The organism is Hydrocarboniphaga effusa AP103, assembly GCF_000271305.1.
Taxonomy (GTDB): domain Bacteria; phylum Pseudomonadota; class Gammaproteobacteria; order Nevskiales; family Nevskiaceae; genus Hydrocarboniphaga; species Hydrocarboniphaga effusa.
Window position 1 is genome coordinate 442,546 of sequence record NZ_AKGD01000001.1, and the last position, 15,867, is coordinate 458,412.

11 protein-coding genes are annotated in these 15,867 nt (G+C 66.2%); 3 read left to right on the forward strand and 8 right to left on the reverse strand.

Going from position 1 to position 15,867, the window contains the following annotated elements; all coding sequences use genetic code 11:
* Positions 1 to 32: 32 nt before the first annotated feature.
* The 3 genes from WQQ_RS01980 to WQQ_RS01990 are packed head-to-tail and all read right to left on the reverse strand — an operon-like array spanning position 33 to position 2,122.
* Entirely contained in the window at positions 33 to 1,463 is a 1,431-nt protein-coding gene (locus tag WQQ_RS01980) for an alpha/beta hydrolase family protein (RefSeq protein WP_007183370.1), read from the reverse strand.
* Positions 1,464 to 1,508: 45 nt separating this feature from the next.
* Positions 1,509 to 1,811: a hypothetical protein gene (locus WQQ_RS01985; RefSeq protein WP_007183371.1), complete on the reverse strand. Its 303-nt coding sequence runs from the start codon at positions 1,809 to 1,811 to the stop codon at positions 1,509 to 1,511.
* Entirely contained in the window at positions 1,808 to 2,122 is a 315-nt protein-coding gene (locus tag WQQ_RS01990) for a hypothetical protein (RefSeq protein WP_007183372.1), read from the reverse strand. Before WQQ_RS01990 ends, WQQ_RS01985 begins: the two co-directional genes overlap by 4 nt.
* A 32-nt stretch (positions 2,123 to 2,154) precedes the next feature.
* Between WQQ_RS01990 and WQQ_RS01995 the strand changes: the two genes are divergently transcribed.
* Both WQQ_RS01995 and WQQ_RS02000 read left to right on the forward strand, forming a co-directional pair.
* Positions 2,155 to 2,661 (forward strand): alpha/beta hydrolase, encoded by a 507-nt coding sequence (locus WQQ_RS01995; RefSeq protein ID WP_007183373.1) that lies wholly within the window; start codon positions 2,155 to 2,157, stop codon positions 2,659 to 2,661.
* A gap of 33 nt (positions 2,662 to 2,694) precedes the next feature.
* Positions 2,695 to 3,129 (forward strand): DUF3293 domain-containing protein, encoded by a 435-nt coding sequence (locus tag WQQ_RS02000; RefSeq protein ID WP_040452823.1) that lies wholly within the window; start codon positions 2,695 to 2,697, stop codon positions 3,127 to 3,129.
* Here the strand turns inward: WQQ_RS02000 and WQQ_RS02005 are convergent, their stop codons facing one another.
* Complete coding sequence (locus WQQ_RS02005) at positions 3,130 to 3,585, reverse strand: acyl-CoA thioesterase (protein ID WP_007183375.1); 456 nt, start codon at positions 3,583 to 3,585, stop codon at positions 3,130 to 3,132.
* A 180-nt stretch (positions 3,586 to 3,765) separates the two neighbouring features.
* Between WQQ_RS02005 and WQQ_RS02010 the strand changes: the two genes are divergently transcribed.
* Positions 3,766 to 4,527 carry a ParA family protein gene (locus tag WQQ_RS02010; protein WP_040453463.1) on the forward strand — a complete coding sequence of 254 codons (762 nt, stop codon included), beginning with the start codon at positions 3,766 to 3,768 and terminating at the stop codon, positions 4,525 to 4,527.
* Positions 4,528 to 4,677: 150 nt separating this feature from the next.
* On the opposite strand, the gene WQQ_RS02015 is transcribed toward WQQ_RS02010, so the two are convergent.
* From WQQ_RS02015 to bcsA, 4 genes are read right to left on the reverse strand one after another with little or no spacing between them, the layout of a single operon-like run.
* Entirely contained in the window at positions 4,678 to 5,190 is a 513-nt protein-coding gene (locus WQQ_RS02015) for a tetratricopeptide repeat protein (RefSeq protein ID WP_007183377.1), read from the reverse strand.
* Complete coding sequence (locus tag WQQ_RS02020) at positions 5,187 to 10,220, reverse strand: cellulose synthase subunit BcsC-related outer membrane protein (RefSeq protein WP_192812940.1); 5,034 nt, start codon at positions 10,218 to 10,220, stop codon at positions 5,187 to 5,189. The genes WQQ_RS02015 and WQQ_RS02020 overlap by 4 nt, the downstream gene beginning before the upstream one ends.
* Positions 10,217 to 11,353 carry a cellulose synthase complex periplasmic endoglucanase BcsZ gene (gene bcsZ, locus WQQ_RS02025; RefSeq protein WP_007183379.1) on the reverse strand — a complete coding sequence of 379 codons (1,137 nt, stop codon included), beginning with the start codon at positions 11,351 to 11,353 and terminating at the stop codon, positions 10,217 to 10,219. Before bcsZ ends, WQQ_RS02020 begins: the two co-directional genes overlap by 4 nt.
* An 18-nt stretch (positions 11,354 to 11,371) precedes the next feature.
* A complete protein-coding gene (gene bcsA / locus WQQ_RS02030; RefSeq protein WP_007183380.1) occupies positions 11,372 to 15,865 on the reverse strand; it encodes a UDP-forming cellulose synthase catalytic subunit in 4,494 nt (1,497 codons plus the stop codon).
* Positions 15,866 to 15,867: the final 2 nt, after the last annotated feature.

A 15,867-nucleotide genomic window follows, 5' to 3' on the forward strand; every position in this document is an offset into this window, starting at 1 on the left:
GGAAGACCTGGGAAGGGTTGATAGCGTCCGGATCAGACGGCTGCGTAGGCGCCGGCACGCCAGCCCGCGCGGTTCATGGCTTCTTCGAGCACCAGTTTCGGCGTCTGTTCGCGACGGATCGACAGGTGCGAGCCCTGGTACCAGGTGACCGGAACGCCCCAGTGCCGCGACAGCATGACCGGATGGCGCGGGGCGACGATGCGATCGCCGGTGGCCGCGAAGATGTGCAGGTTGCGCGCATCGAGCCTGGGCTTCTGCACGAGCGGCGAGACGATGTGCAGGATGTCCTGATACCGCTGCTGATCGAGCCCGCGCCAGCACAGATAGCGCTGGTGCATCGGCGGTACGTAGCGCCACAGGCCGCTCGCCAGATCGACGAGCGGAACGCCGGCGACGACGAAATCGAGCTTGTCGTCATAACCCGCGAGCAGGCTCGCATTGTAGCCGCCGAGGCTGACACCGTAGACCCCGATGCTGAGGCCCTCTTCCATGCTGCGCAGCCAGGCCAGCCAGCGGCGCAGATCCCACAGCGCCTGCGATTCGGCGTAGAGCAGATCGAGCAGATCACCGTCGAGATAGTGATCGCCCGTGCGCATGCCGATCTTGCGGCTACCATGCAGCGGCAGCGTCGGCATGATCACGTTGAGGCCGAGGTGATGATGCAGGTAAGCCGGCGAGAACAGCGAAAAATCCATCATCGGCGTACCCATGCGGTAGCCGTGGATGCACATGATCCAGGGCCGCGGCGCGCCCGGGTGGCGCAGCACGTTGGCGACGCAGCGGCTGTTGCTTTCATAGCCGAGCCAGGTCTGCGCGCCGGGCAGATCGGGCGGCAGCGAAAAGCCGCTGTCGAAGCTCACGCGCTCGTACTCGACGCCGTAGATGCGCGCGTTGTGGCTTTGCACGCGCTCGGGCGGCGGCGGCTCCTTGTGGAAGGTCTCGGGACGGCCCTGCCAGCCGGCGTCGGCAAGCATCTTTTCGAGCTTCACGGCCTCGTCGCTCATGCGTGCCGCTTCATCGCCGCTCGGCACCGATGCCGAGGCGAGAAAATAGCCGAGCACGCCTTCATCCATGCCGGCCTTGAAGGCCATCTTCCAATCCAGGTGCAGGTCCGCCGTGCCCTCGTAGACCGGCTCGTTGCGCAAGCCGACACGGCCGGCGACGAGGAAGGAGCCGCCGAACAGCAGCGCCGCGACCAGCGCGGGAGCAAAGCCTTCGGCGATGACCAAGGGAACGCTCAGCAGCACCCCGAGCGCCGAGCCGAGGCCCATGTACGCGGTCACGCGCGGATCGCCCGGCATCATCAGCATCGCGACCGCCGATGCCAGCACGAGCACGCCGGGCACGCCGGCGAACAGCCACCAGAGCAAATGCTCGTGACTGGCGATCGCATAGAGGCCCGCGATCAGCGGCACGATGGCGGACCATTCCCACTGCCGCGGTGTCGCCAGTTGCATGGACATGGTGAATCTCCTGAAGAGCGAAATCGAAGTCGTGGCGGTGCGCCGCTAGGCCTGGGTCAGAATCCGGTACAGGCCCAGCGAGGCCGGAACCGCGGTGATCAGCACGAAAGCTTGCAGACCCCAAGCCCAGTTCCAACGGCGCCAGAAGCCCATGAAGCCCGCCAGGAACATCAGGCCCACGATCGTGAAGATCAGCGTGCTGCCGAGCAGCATCGGCACCTGGCCGCGCAGCGAGGGCGATAGATCGAGCACGAACCAATACAAAATGCAGACCACGCCCTGCACCATGCCCAGGGTCAGGCACAGCGCGCCGAGCGCGGCGTCGAAAATCATCAGGAACTTCTTCATCGTTTGGACGGATTCTTGTTTCGTTCGCGACGCTGGGGCGGCCGCAGCAACTTGAGCAGGGGCAGGAGTTCGCGTGCGACCTTGGGTTGCTGCGCCCCGGCCTTGATCAGCAGGCGCGTGAAGCCGCGCAGGATCTTGTCGCGCGATTCGAACAGGCTGCCGACGAAGGGAATGTGGCGATCGTCCATCACCGTGACCCGCTCGCCGGGCTCGTCACCGAAGCGGAAGGCCACGGTCAGCCGGATGTCGACGGGCTCGCGTGAGCGGCGGCCGGCGCGGCGTCCGGCGGGATCGCGTGCCTTGGCTATCATGTGGCTCCTTCTTCGCGGTTCTCGGTCACACGATGACTCCCGACAAGCTCGTCTGTTTCGCACATGGCAAGGAAAGCGGCCCGTGGGGCATCAAGATCAAGCATCTTGCTGCGATCGCACGCGAACAGGGCTTCGACGTGATGAGCCCGGATTATAGTCAGTCCGTCGATCCCGACGTGCGCGTGTCCCAGTTGATCGGCCTCGCACCGAAGGCCCGCTGTCTCGTTCTCGTAGGGTCTAGCATGGGCGGCTACGTGTCGGCGATGGCCTGCGAGACACTGCGTCCCACCGCGTTGATGCTGCTGGCGCCGGCGCTGTACTTTCCGGGCTGGGATCGGGAGCCTGCGGGCATCCCCGATCTCTGCGCCGTGGTACACGGCTGGGGCGACGAGATCGTTCCGTACGAACGCGGCCTGCGCTTCGCACGGCGCCACAAGGCGGCGCTGCACCTGCTCGATTCCGACCACAGCCTCAACGACAAATTGCCCGAGTTGGGTCGTATATTCGCCTCGGTGCTCGAGCAGGCTGCGGTACAGTAAGGCTCTCAGGATTCAAAAAACTTTGGACTAATCGTGAACACATCGGTGCGTGAGCGCTGGGAAGCGGTTTACCGCAAGACCGAGTACAAGGTCATGCTGGAACAGCAGACCGTTTCGCTGCGCATCGGCGAATATGATGCCGAGGCCGAGCGCTTGATCCAGGCCGAGACGGGCCTCAAGAACGAGTGGTTCATCATCACTCCGTGCAACCCGCGCTCCGAACTCGCGCGCTCGGAACTCAACCTGTTCTACTTCAACCAGCTGCGCTACGAGCTCGAGTCACGCTCGGGCCAGTGGGTGCAGGCGCTCAACGTCGATCTTTCGCAGGAATGGCCGGACGAGCCGGGTTTTCTGATCACCGACGCCGATCGCGTGTGGATCATGGAGCTCGGCACGCGCTTCTATCAGAACGCGATCGTCACTGCGAAGCTGGGCGAGGCGCCGCGCCTGCTCTGGCTGCCGGCCTGATCAGCCGGCCGACGCGGTCACCGGCTGGTAGGCGCTGACGAACTCGGGCGGCATGCGCCTGGGCCGTCCGCTCTTCATGTCGACGCACACCCATTGGGTGCGCCCGCGCAGCACGGTCTTGCGGTCGCTCTCGCGAATCACCTGGTAGGCGCGCCACATGGTGAACTTGGCGTCGGTTTCGGCGATCCAGGTCGCGAGCCAGAGCGTATCGCCCGCGAAGGTCGCGGCCAGGTAATCGAGCTCGTGCCGACGGGCCACGCAGCCGGTGCCGAGCCGCTCGTAGTCGGCGAATCCCAGCCCGAGTCGCTGCGAATGCCCCCAGGCCACCTGTTCGAGCCAGGACAGATAGACCACGTTGTTGGTGTGCTGGAAATGATCGAGATGCTGCGGCTCCACGACGACTTTCTGCGTGAACGGGGCGGCGACGTCCCAGGGCAAGGTTGGCGGCGGATTCATCTCGGTGGATCGCATTCTGGCAATGGGCATGCGCTATTGTGGCATTGACCCTGCTCTGAATTTCGCGAGGGGTGTCAGCGGAGTCAGTGCTTGCAGCCGTGCCGATCCACTAAGGTGACGCAGCGGCGCCGTCTGCCGCGCAGCCATGGTTCGATAGGAACATTCAGAGACAAGCCGATGATCAAACGGGTCGTGTTCAATCAGAAGGGCGGCGTGGGCAAGACCACCATCGTCTGCAATCTCGCTGCCATCGCCGCCTCGCGCGGGCTGCGCACGCTCGTGGTCGATCTCGATACGCAGGGCAATTCCTCGCAGTATCTGCTCGGCCGCGGCGTGAAAGCGGAGCGCTCGGTCGCCGATTTTTTCGAATCGACACTGTCGTTCTCGCTGCAATCGCCGCCGTTCGTGAGCTACGCCACCGCAACGCCGTTCGACAATCTCGAAGTCGTCGCTGCCGATCCGCGCCTGGAAGAGCTCATCGTCAAACTCGAGGCCAAGCAGAAGATCTACAAGCTGCGCGACGCGCTCAGGAAGATCAAAGGCTACGACGCGGTGTTCATCGACACCCCGCCGGCGCTGAACTTTTATTCGCGCTCGGCGCTGATCGCCGCCGACCGCGTGCTGATTCCGTTCGACTGCGACGAATTCTCGCGCCAGGCGCTCTACACGCTGATCGACAACATCCAGGAGATTCGCGCCGATCACAACGACGATCTGGCGATCGAGGGCATCGTCGTCAACCAGTTCCAACCGCGCGCGAGCCTGCCGGCGCGCGTCGTCGAGGAGCTCAAGGCCGAGGGCCGGCCGCTGCTCGCACAGACGCTGTCAAGTTCGGTGAAGGTCAAGGAGAGCCACGAGAAGCACAAGCCGCTGGTCTTCCTCGACGGCTCGCACCGCGTGACCAAGGAATATCTCGCGCTGTTCGATGCCTTGGAAGCGTGATCAACGCGCCTGAAGAGAGGCGCTCTGCGAATAAGCGTTGTGAGCGATGGCAGGTCGTTCGAGGACGGAGCGCAGGAAGCGGAACGTACGGGTAGCACGTGAGCATTCCGAGCACCGCCCTCGGACGAGATGCCGAGCGCAGCAGCTTACTCAGCGCGTGGTGCGCGTGTCCCAGAGTTCCGGCGGCTGCGGCGGCAGGTTCTTGAACGTGTCCATATCGACGCCCGCCTGGCCGAGCACGCTGCCGTCCTGCATCGCGTAGTTCTGGTTCCAGCTGCGCAGGCGAGCCAGATTGGCCGCGATCTCGGTGTTCTGCGGGGCCAGACGTTCGGCACGCTGCAACAGCGACAGGGCTTCGTGGAACTGGCCGGCTTCGGTCTTGGTGACCGCGAGATTGTTCAGCGCGATCGGATCGAACGGGTTGACGTCGACCGCCTGGCCGAAGCTCGCTTCGGCGGCGGCGACGTCGCCCTGAGCGAAGTTCGTGCGCCCCTTGCTGTCGAAACCATCAGGCGCGTAGGCCGGGCCGCCGATCGCGTAGGCTCCGCCCGCTCCGGTCTGGAACGGCGGCGGAGTGGCCGAGGTCGGCTGCGGGCTCAGCGTGTCGGTGGCGCAGGCCGTCATGGAGCCGAGCAGGGCAACGGCGATGAGCAGGCGCGTCATAGCGTCGGGTCTCCGAAATCGTAATAAGGCAGCAGCGAATTGGGCGGCCGGGAGGCCGAGCGCTGGCCGGAGAAGTAGAAGCGGATATAGCCGAGGGCCTGGGCCTCTTCGTAATCGCGTGCGTTGTCGACCCCGAAGCGCGCGCCAGCGGCGAGGTTCGGCGCGATCAGGTATTCGAAGGCGCCGCCGAAGTTGAAGCCGATGCCGGTCGAGTTTTGCCCCGAGTAGCCGGCGACCAGCGTGGTGGTGCCGTCCTCGCTCTCGTCGATCGCATCGATGATGCGCTGCTCCAGGGCGGCCTGCAGCGCCGAATCGTTCGGGAATGCGGCGGCGCCGTCTTCCTTGAACGACTGGATGCCGAGCGCGGCATTGAGCTTGTACGAGAAGCGCCCGCGACCGCCCGACCATTCCACCGGAATCGCCACCGCGAAATAGCTCTGCGGGCTGAAGTAGCCGCCGTGGCCCCAGGTGAAGCGGCGCAGGTTCTTGTCGTAGAAGAAGGTGGTGACGTTGAGCCCCCAGGTCACGCGCATGTCGCGCTTCTCGAGCGCGCGCGCGTAGAAGCCGCCGCCGATCTCGTAGACGCTGTTGCGGGCCACGTTCTCGCCGTCGAGCACGTGGTAGCTGCCGTTGGCGTAGACGCCGTACTGGCCGAGGTCGTAGGCCATATCGAGGCGGCCGCCAGTCTTGGTCACGCCGCCCCAGGTGTCGCCCGTGAGCGGATCGACCGCACCGGCGTAGGACAGCAGGCTGTCGGTCACCGATCGGCGCGACAGGTCGAGCTTGAAGCTCACCGCGCCGAGACTCGGCCTCCAGTTGAGGCCGCCGACCAGGGTTTCGACCGGAAAGCCTAGCGGGCTGCTGCCGATGTCGGCGGTGAAGTCGGCGATCGAGTAGACCGCCCCGACGGCGATGCCCGATTCGTCCTGGGCCCGGCTGTAGCCGTCCGGAATCGCGGTCGCGAGCGCCGCCTGGCCGAACAGCGGAACCTGCTGTCCCGAGAGGCTGCCGGCATCGAGAAACACCGGAACCGCGCGCAGGCGGAAACGGCCGGCATTGATGCCGGCAACCGAAAATTCGATCGGCGTTTCGATATCGCTCAGGCGATCGAGGCCCGACTGGCCATCGCGGCTGCGCACGCCGAGCCCGAACGAGGCCCAGGCGGTGCGCTTGGCGTTGATGTCGGCGATCTCGCGCAACACTTCGTTGGGCGGGTTGGCCGCCATGCGCCGGCGCTCGAGCACGAAATCCGGCGTCGACAGCACCGGATCGGACCGCAGGTCGACCGGCCCGGGCGGCGACGGGCTCACGCCGTAGAGCGGCTGGGCGGACGGATAGATCGGCGACGGGGCCGGGGCGATCTGCAGCGGCGGCTGCACCGGGGCCGGCTGCACGTAAACCGGCTGCGGCGCCGTGGTGATCACCTCGCGCGTCTGGCCGGGCAGCACGCGCAGGCCCTGCTGGCGATATTCCTGCTCGGTCGCGCCGACGCCCGGCGCGGCCGAATAAACCGGGGCCGGAGCCGGCGACACATAGGTCTGCACGGGAGCCTGCTGCACCGGATAAGCCTGGAGTTGCTGGGTCTGCTGGGCCCGCGCGGCGGCGCCCGGATAGCGCGGGCCGGTGGCCGGAGTCTGCGAATAACGCGGATATTCCGGAACAGACTGCACGGGAGCCTGCTGCGGAGCGACATATTGGGGGGCCTGCTCGACGCCGTTGATCTCGTCCATGTTGCGCAGCATCTCGTCGCGAAACGATTCGCGAGGGCGCGCTCGGCTGGGAACGCTGAGCTGGGTGCTCGGAGCCAGCTGCCGGGGCACGTAGCTCGGCACGCTGCTCGGGGCCTGCTGCGGATACGGCTGGACCTGCCGAACCGACCGCTCCGGCACGCTGCCCTGCGCGGCCCCATTTGGAACGCTGGCTGCACCGCCGCTCGGCGACTGCAGGGTGTAGCTGTAACGATCGGGGGCGGTCTGCACCCAGGCCGGGCTACCCGCCGACGGCGCGCCCGGAACCTGCACCACATCGCCGTAGCGCGAACGCTGCACGGTCTGGCGCGCTTCGGATTCGGTCGACACCTTGATCAGGCGTCCCTGCTTCCACCAGCGCGGCATCACCACCAGAGTGTAGTCACCCTGCTGGCGCGGCAGGCTCGGTTTCTTCGGCGCCGTGACGGCGGCCGGAAGCGGCCTTGCATGATCGGCCCCCATCGCCGCCGCGACGAGCCGTCCGGCGTTGGCCGGAGCGCGCGGCCCTGGCGCGGGGGGCTGCCGATCGTGTCGGGCAGCGATGGGCTTGGGCGCCGGAGCCAGCGCCGCGACTTCGGTTGGCACGACGACGGCCGGAGCGAGCGCCCGATCGGCCTTGGAATAGCCGCCGCCGTAGCTCGGCGCATTGACCGGGCTGGTCGTCGGATCGAGCAGGTAGAGCTGCGGGGTGTAGCGGTTGTCGCCGCCGAACTCGCTGTCTCCGCCGCGCTCCTGATCGAGCCTGAGCGCCTGTTGATAAAGCTGCAGGGCGCGGCCGTCTTCGCCGCGCGCGCGGGCCGCACGCGCGGCGAGTGCGTAGAGACGCGGGTTCTGAGGATCGAGCGTGATCGCCCGGTCGAGCAGGGCCTGGGCCTCGTCGATCTGATTGAGCGAGAGTGCCGATCCGACCGCCCCCTTGTAGGCGTCGAGGTTGTTCGGATCGGTCTCGAGCGCCCGGCGGTACAGCTCGGCCGCGCGCTCGTGCTCCTTGGCATCGGTGTACAGGCGGGCCAGCGCCATGATCAGCCGCGGATCGTTCGGGTTCACCTTGAGCAGCGGGTCGAGGTACTCGTAGGCGCGGGCCAGGTTGCCCTCTTCGCGCACCAGATCGGCCTGGCGCAGGCGGTAGGCGACGCGCAGGTTGGCGAGGTCCATCGACTGCTGTTCGGTCAGGTCGCGATATTTGACGAGCTCTTCCATCACCACTTCGAACTCGGCGTCCTGGCGCAGCTTGAACAGCAGGCCGGCGTACTGCAGCCGCAGGCCGACGTCGGGCGCCGACTGGCGCGACAGTGCCTGGCGGATGTAGTTGAGCGCGCGGCCGTCCTGGCCGACGTCGGCCAGCGCGGTCGCCATGGCGCCGAGTAGCTCCGGAGAATCCTGCGCATAGGGCTCGACCTGGGCGAGGATCGCGGCGGCGTCCTGCGGGCGGCCATAGCGAGCGAGCACGCTGGCGCGCGAGGTCTGGTAGCGCACCCACATGCGACGCTGCAGATCGGCCATCGCCTGCGTGCGCTTGTCGTACGGAATCTGCTCGAGCGTCTGCAGGCCTTCGAGCCAGTTGTCCTGCTCGGCGAGCAGCAGGGCCTTGATCTGCAGGGCTTCGGGCATCGCCTTGCCGCCCGTGAGCAGGCCGTCGATCAGCGTATTGGCCTCGCGCGTGCGCTTCTGGCGCTGGTAGATGCGCGACAGGTCGAGGCGCGTCCACGGGCTTTCGGGATCTTCGAGCAGGGCCTGCTTGAGCAGCTGCTCGGCCTGGGCATCGTCGTGCGCGTCGCTCGCGAGCTTGGCCTGATCGCGCAGGTACTGGCCCTTCAGCGAACCGAGGTTGCCGAGTTCGTCCTTCTGCGCCTGCGGCAGGCGTTCGGCCAGGTTCAGCGCCTCGCCGATGCGACCACGCTTGACGAGCACGCCGACCAGGCCGCGCGTGGCGCTGACGTCGTTCGGGGTCTGCGCGAGGATTTCGCGATACAGCTGCTCGGCCTGTTCGACATCGCCGGCCTCGTTGAGGATGTCGGCGAGCGTGGCCTTGACCGAGGGTTCCTTGGCGGCGATCTGCGGATCGGACGCGATCGCCGACCGCAGCATCGCCACCGCCTGATCGGTGTTGCCGGCCTCGCGAGCCGCAGCCGCGCCGCGCACCTGCTCCCAGAAGCGGGCGCTCGACAGCGCTTCGGTCCAGCGGCTCGCGCGCTTGGGCGCCATCTGCGAAGCCTGCTGCAGGTACGAGCGCGCCTCGCCGTAGCGTTCCTGGCGCAAGCGCACGATGCCCAGACCGCCCATGGCGTCGTCGCTGTCCGGATACTGGGCGACCAGGCCCTCGAACAGCGAATTGGCCTCGGTCAGCTCGCCCTCGTTGAGCTTGTCGTAGGCCTGCTTGATCGCCTGGCCGCGCAATTCTTCGGCGGTCGGCTCGCGCGGTTCGACGCGTCCCGGATAGCCGCCCTGCCCCGGTCCGACGAAGCCCGATGAGGCCGCCGGTGCCTGAGCGGTGCGGTTGCTGCGCAGGGTTTCGAGCTTGGCCGCAACCTGGGCGTCCTGGTGATCGGCCAGATACGTCTGGTAGAGCTTTTCCTCACCCGGCTTGGCGCCGAGCCAGATCAGCGCCTGTCGCCAGGCCTGCTGGGCCGGAACCGCCACGCCCGATTCACCGCGCGAAAGCTCGGCGAGCCTGGCGATGCCTTCGCGGCGGGTTTCCTCGCGGTAGGTCAGGTGCTGGGCCAGCGCGAGCTGGTAGACCGGCTCGCCCGGGTTGGCGGCCGCGAGCCTGGCGATGCCTTGCCGGGCCGGCTCCCATCCATCCTTGGCGCCTGCGAGCGTCTGGTAGTACTCCAGGCCCAGGCGCCCCTCGGGAATCTGATTGCCGAAAGCCCGTTTGTAGTCAGCCACGGCGTCGTCGAACTTGCCCTGGCGGGCCAGCGTGCGCGGAGCTTCGAGCTTGCTCTGGTCGTAGGCACCGCTGCGGATCGCGTCCTCGATCTTGCGGATGTCCGGCGAATCGGGCTGCGTCTCGCGCAGACGGTCGAGATAGACCTGCGCGGCGGCCGCACGGTTGCTCTTGGCCTCGGCGAGCGCGAGGCCTGATAGCGCCGTCGGGCTGTTTGGACTCACGCGCAACAACTTGAGCCAGGAATCCTTGGCCAGGTCATAGCGCCCTTTGTCTTCCCAGTACTTGGCCTGCACGGCCAGCTGGTCGATCGATGCCTGGGCCGCCACCATGGTCGGCAAGGCCCACAGGGCCGTGGCGAAGAAAGCGGCGCGGACCGCTGCGGACGTGCTCACAATCCCACCCATAGGCTTTCCCATCTCACCGTCACACGCCCATCGGCTTCGAACCGAAAGCGTCGCGTGTGTGCTCCCTCACCAAACAGGGCCAGCACTTGATCGTAGTAATGCGCCGGCTGCCCCAGCAGCCCCGCGACGCGCTGTTCGCTGATTCTTTTTTTCTGTTTTTTCAGCGCCCTATCCTCGCCCAGTTGATCGAGGTAGGGCAATACGGCGGCGGCGAAACCGATCGGCTGGCCACCCCGGACCTCGGCGGTCTGCACATCGACGAATTCGGGTGCGTAGCCGAGCCCGTCGACCAGCCGGGCGTAATCGCTGACGCGCCGGACGGCGCCGGGGTCGGAGGCCGACGACAGTGCGGCCCACAGGTACACGCGGATCGCATCGTAGCTGCCGACATTGGCATTGCTGCTGTCTGGATAAACCTGGTTGTTCCCGTCGACGATGAACCAGTCGGGCGCCAGCCCCTTGCTCGTCGCTGCGGCCAGTACGCGTTCACAGTTGCCGCCCACCTCGCGCCACGGCCCCTGCGGATCGGCACGCGCGAGGGCCTCGAACTGGAAGCGCACGTAGTAGCTCGGGTTGAGCCTGAAGCGGCCGTTTTCAAGTTCGAAGCCGCGCGTAGCCGGCAACAACAGCCGGCCCCAGCCGCCGACCGGCTTGATCTCCTGCTCCTTGACGAGCCCGAGAATCAGCCGTCCGGTCTCGGTGTAGCGCGCGTTGTTCCAGAGCCTTCCAGCCTCGAGCAGCGTGTAGGCGAGCCAGATGTCGGCATCGCTGGCCGAGTTGTCGTCGATGATGCCCCAGCTTCCGTCCGGCTTCTGGCCCCAGAGCCAGGCCGGAAGCCGCCTGGCGAAATCGCCGTCGGCCAGGTTGTCCTGCGTCCACAGCAGAATCTTCTCGAAGCGCGTCCGGTCGTTCGCCACGAGTGAGAAGAACAGCGAGTAAGCCTGCCCTTCCGAGGTGCTGCGAGCCCCGGCCGTGATGTCGACCACACGGCCGTCCGGCTGGATGAAATGGGCAGCGAAGCTTTCCCACTCACGCCAGGGACCGTAGCTGCGCCAGGCCCAGCCGGCGGCGACCGCCGCCAGCGCGAGCAGGACGCCCAGCGTGACCAGAAAGGCTTTCACTCGAAGACGGCCTGGCCCTTAGTGACCGGGGTTCTTGCGCACCACGGCCATGCGACGCAGCGTGCGATAGAGCACCAGCGCCACGATCAGCGCCGCGAACAGCGCGATGAAGGCGAGCACCACCGGCTGCTGCGCGAACCACCAGCGCAGGGCCATGAACACCGGCAGCTTGCCGACCGTGTACTGGCTACCCATCTGGTAGTGATTGATCTCATCGCCGTTGAGCAGCACGAGGTCGTCGCGCAGGAACTGCGTCTTGCCCGGGTCGGTCAGCACGTTCGCGAGTTCGGCGAGACGATCGCCATCGCCCGCGGTGATCACCACTACCGTGCGACCCGAGGACATCGGCGACTCGAAGCTCATCATCACTGCGAGCGAGCGGCCGGCCTGCAGGATCACGCGGCCCGCGTGCTCGGTGGCCGCGTCGATGTCGCGATCTTCCCAGCGCGCGCGGATGCGCTCGACCGGGCCGACCACGCGCAGGCGCGTCACCCCGCCCGAGACGGTGATCGGCATGTAATCGGCCCATTGTTCGAGCAACGGCTGGTTGGTGCCGCTGCCGATCACCAGGATGTCGAAGTCGCTGAACTGCGCGATGTCCGAAGCGCGGCCGAACTTGAATCGATACGCCGGCATGCCGGTGGCGTTGCCGATGCGGCCCATCACCGTCAGCAGGGCCTCGACATCCTTCGCCCCGACGCTGTCCGGCACGACGATCGCGGTCTGCGCGAGGTCCGAATACTTCGAGAACGGGAAGCCGCCGTTGGCGAACAGCGCCAGGTTCGGCAGATGCGTGTAGTGCGGGTAGGCCGACACGTCGATGGTCGAATCCTGATCGATCGAGCCGCGCAGGTTGTCGAGCACCACATCGCGGCAAGGGCCTTCCTTCTTGCGCTCGAAGTAGTACTGCAACATCAGGGTGTTCTCGGCGCCGAACTTGTACTCGGGCACGTAGACGGTGGAGCTGTTGACCGAATCGGTCTGCGCGGCGAACGGCAGGTTGATGCGATCGGCGGCGGCCTGATCCTCGCCGGTGGCCTGCAGCGGCACGGCCGAGACGAACTCGCCGTTGCTGTTCACGTTGAGCGTGGACTTGGTGCCGATGGTCGGCGTGTAGCGGTACTTGAGGTGCAGCTTCATGCCGTCGCCGCGCCAGGTGAAGAGGTCCGGCGGCAGGCGGAACGGAATGCGAATGGCCTCCGGATACTGGCCGCTGGCCTCCAGCGCATAGGGCTCGACGATCTCGCCGACCTGCACCGGACGATCGGTCGGCAGCCAGCGCGGCGCGTCATAGGCCTTGCGCTCTTCCGGCTCGGTGAACTCGCGTACCGAAACCGATTCGCCGACCAGCGCCTGCGAGCCGAGCGTCAGCGCACGCGCCGCCGCATTGAGCGAACCGCCGTCGCTGCCGGTGACCGTCAGCAGCTTGCCGCCGCGAGCGCGCGGATTGTCGACCACACTGATCTTGCCGCCGCTGCCGCCACCCGGAATCGCCACGCCTTCGGGCAACACGCCGTTGCTGGAGATCACCACCGCGTGGCCCTGCGGCGGCAGCTGGTTGATGTAGACCGGGAAGCTGGCCGAGCGATAGGTGGCGATCGAGCCGAACCACGACGCGACGACCGAAGCGGCCTCGAGCTCCTGCGGCCCCGGAGGCGCGGTGAACACGAACGGCAGCGTCAGGCGGCGCGAATCGCGCGGATCGAAGAACGGCTGCGGCAGCATCTTGAGATCGTTCGGCAGCGCCAGCGGTTGCACTTCGAGCTCGAGCGAGGAGGTGTTGCTGACGATGGTCCAGAGGCTCGAATCGACCGGGTTCTGGCAATCCATCGTGTACGACATGATGGCCTGCAGGCCGATCTGGTTGTACTGCACGAACAGTCGCGGATCGACGTCGATCTCGCGCTCGGCGCCGCCGGCGGTCTCTTCCGAAACGCGGATCGTGCCGACGAGCTCGTTGTTCACGAGCACGTTGAGATGCGAAATGTTGAACAGCAGCGCCGGCGAATGCGCGAAGCGGATGCGCAGCTTGGCCTTGGTGATGAGTTCGTCGTCGCGGACCGACAGCGGAATCGCGTATTCGCCCTGCACGCCGCGCAGGCGGATCGGGCGCTGCATGCCCATGTCGCGGAAAGTCAGGCGACGCGAATTCGGGGCCGAGCTCACCGCCTCGGTCGCCGGGCCACTGACCGGCATCGCGCCGGAAGGCAGGTTGACCGACGAGAAGCCAGCGGTGGTGCCGTCCTGTGCCGATGCTTTCGGGCTGATCGCGGCCAGGCTCACCATCACCGCGAGCGCAATGCCTGCCGCGGTCGTTTTGCCCGTCTTGATCCCGCGCATGACTTTTTCCATGGACTTTTTCATTTCTTTGATTGCGGACTCGAATATCACTTGCGTCATTCTCAAGGTGCCGGCGAGGCCGAGCCTGAGCACCTGCAGGAACGATTTCTTCATGTCGTCGTTCGGGCGATTCTCGGCCCAGCGCACCCAGGCATCCGCGCGCCCGAAAATGGCGTAGATGAGCTGGCTTTCCTGGCGCAGATCCATCGGCTCGAACTGCATGGCCAGGATATCGCCCGTGGAGCGCGTCACCTTGCCGTCAATCCACACTACGCGGTATTCCGGAGCGAGCGCGATCTGCACCAGCGTGCCGACCGGCAGATCGAGCTTCTGCGAAAGTTTCACCGCAACGCCGCCTTCGGAAAGATCGCTCGTCACCGCCTGGACCTCGGTGCCGTCCGCGGCCCGCACCACCGCCGCGAGTTCGGCCTCCACGCGAATCGCCGAGCGGATCTGGCGCGATTCCCAGGCCACCGACAGCGCGGCGCCCGCGATCAGGATGTTGTACGCGGTCCAGAACAGGTTGAGCACCACGGTGTCGAGCTCGTGGGTGTTCCAGTACAGCATTCGGCCGATGCCCACGATCACGCCGACCACGTTGGCCATCAGGATCATCACGTAGGGCTTGGCGATGTCGCGATCGAAATACTCGTTCTGCACCAGGCCGCCCTTGGCGGTCACGTTGAACGTACCGAGCTTGGGGTTGATCAGTGCGAGCAGCGTCGGCATCAAAATGTAAGTCGCCAGCACCGTCTCGTAGACCTCGGCCCAGAACGAATGCCGGAACGGCCCCTGCAGGCGCGAATTGGTGAGGTTGGCGTGCATGATGTGCGGCGCCGCGTACGCCAGGATCAGCAAGGCGCCCGCTTGAATGATGTGCGCTTCGAAGAACAGATACGACAGCGGCGCGGTCAGGAACACGATGCGCGGCAGGCCGTAGAAGAAGTGCAGCATCGCGTTGGTGTAGCAGAGCCGCTGTCCCCAGTTGAGCCCCTTGGCGAGCAGCGGGTTGTCGACGCGGAAGATCTGCGCCATTCCGCGCGCCCAGCGGATACGCTGGCCGACGTGCGCCGACAGCGATTCGGTGGCCAGGCCGGCCGCCTGCGCGAGGTTGATGTAGGCCGTGTTCCAGCCCAGGCGATGCATCTTGAGCGCGGTGTGCGCGTCTTCGGTCACGGTTTCGACTGCGATGCCGCCGACTTCCTGCAGCGCGGTCCGGCGCAGCACCGCGCACGATCCGCAGAAGAAGGTCGCGTTCCAGAAATCGTTGCCGTCCTGCAACAAGCCGTAGAACAGCTCGCCTTCGTTCGGAACCTTGCGGAAGGTACCGAGGTTGCGCTCGAACGGATCAGGCGAGAAGAAGTGGTGAGGCGTCTGCAGCATGCCCAGGCGCTGGTCGCGCAGGAACCATCCGAGCGTGATCTGCAGGAAAGAGCGTGTCGGCACATGATCGCAATCGAAGATCGCGATGTATTCGCCGGCGGTCTTCTCCATGGCGCGGTTGAGATTGCCGGCCTTGGCGTGCTTGGAATCGTTGCGTGTGATATGGGTCGCGCCCACGGCGGCGCAGAAATCGCGAAACTCCTGCCGACGACCGTCGTCGAGCACGTAAACGCGGAAGCGATCCTTGGGCCAGTCCATCGCCAGCGCCGCGAGCACGGTCGGGCGTACGACCTTGAGCGGCTCGTTGTAGGTCGGAATGTAGATGTCGACCGTCGGCCACTCGGCCAGCGCCATCGGAATCGGCGCGGGCTTGCGTTGCAGCGGCCACAACACCTGGAAATAACCGAGCACCAGCACCGTGTATGCGTAGAGCTCGGCCAGGATCAGGCCGATCGCGAAGGCATTGTCGACGAGCGAGTGGGTCTTGAATCCGACCGACTCGGTGATGCGCCAGTACATGTAGCGCGTGCTCACGAGCACCGAGATCGCCATCAGCACGAGCGAGACCAGTCGCCCTTCGATGCGGTTGAGCCAGGTCGCGGCGAGGAACATCGAGATCGCGAACAGTGCCTGCCACTGCAGCGGCAACGGCACCACGATCACGACGTAGATCGGAATCAGACAGACCAGCAGGGCCACCGTAAGCGCCCATGGATGGTCCCACAGCGGGCGCTCGACGAAGCGCTCGATCAGACGGTCGATGTCGCGATTGGCAAAGCCGAATGCCATGT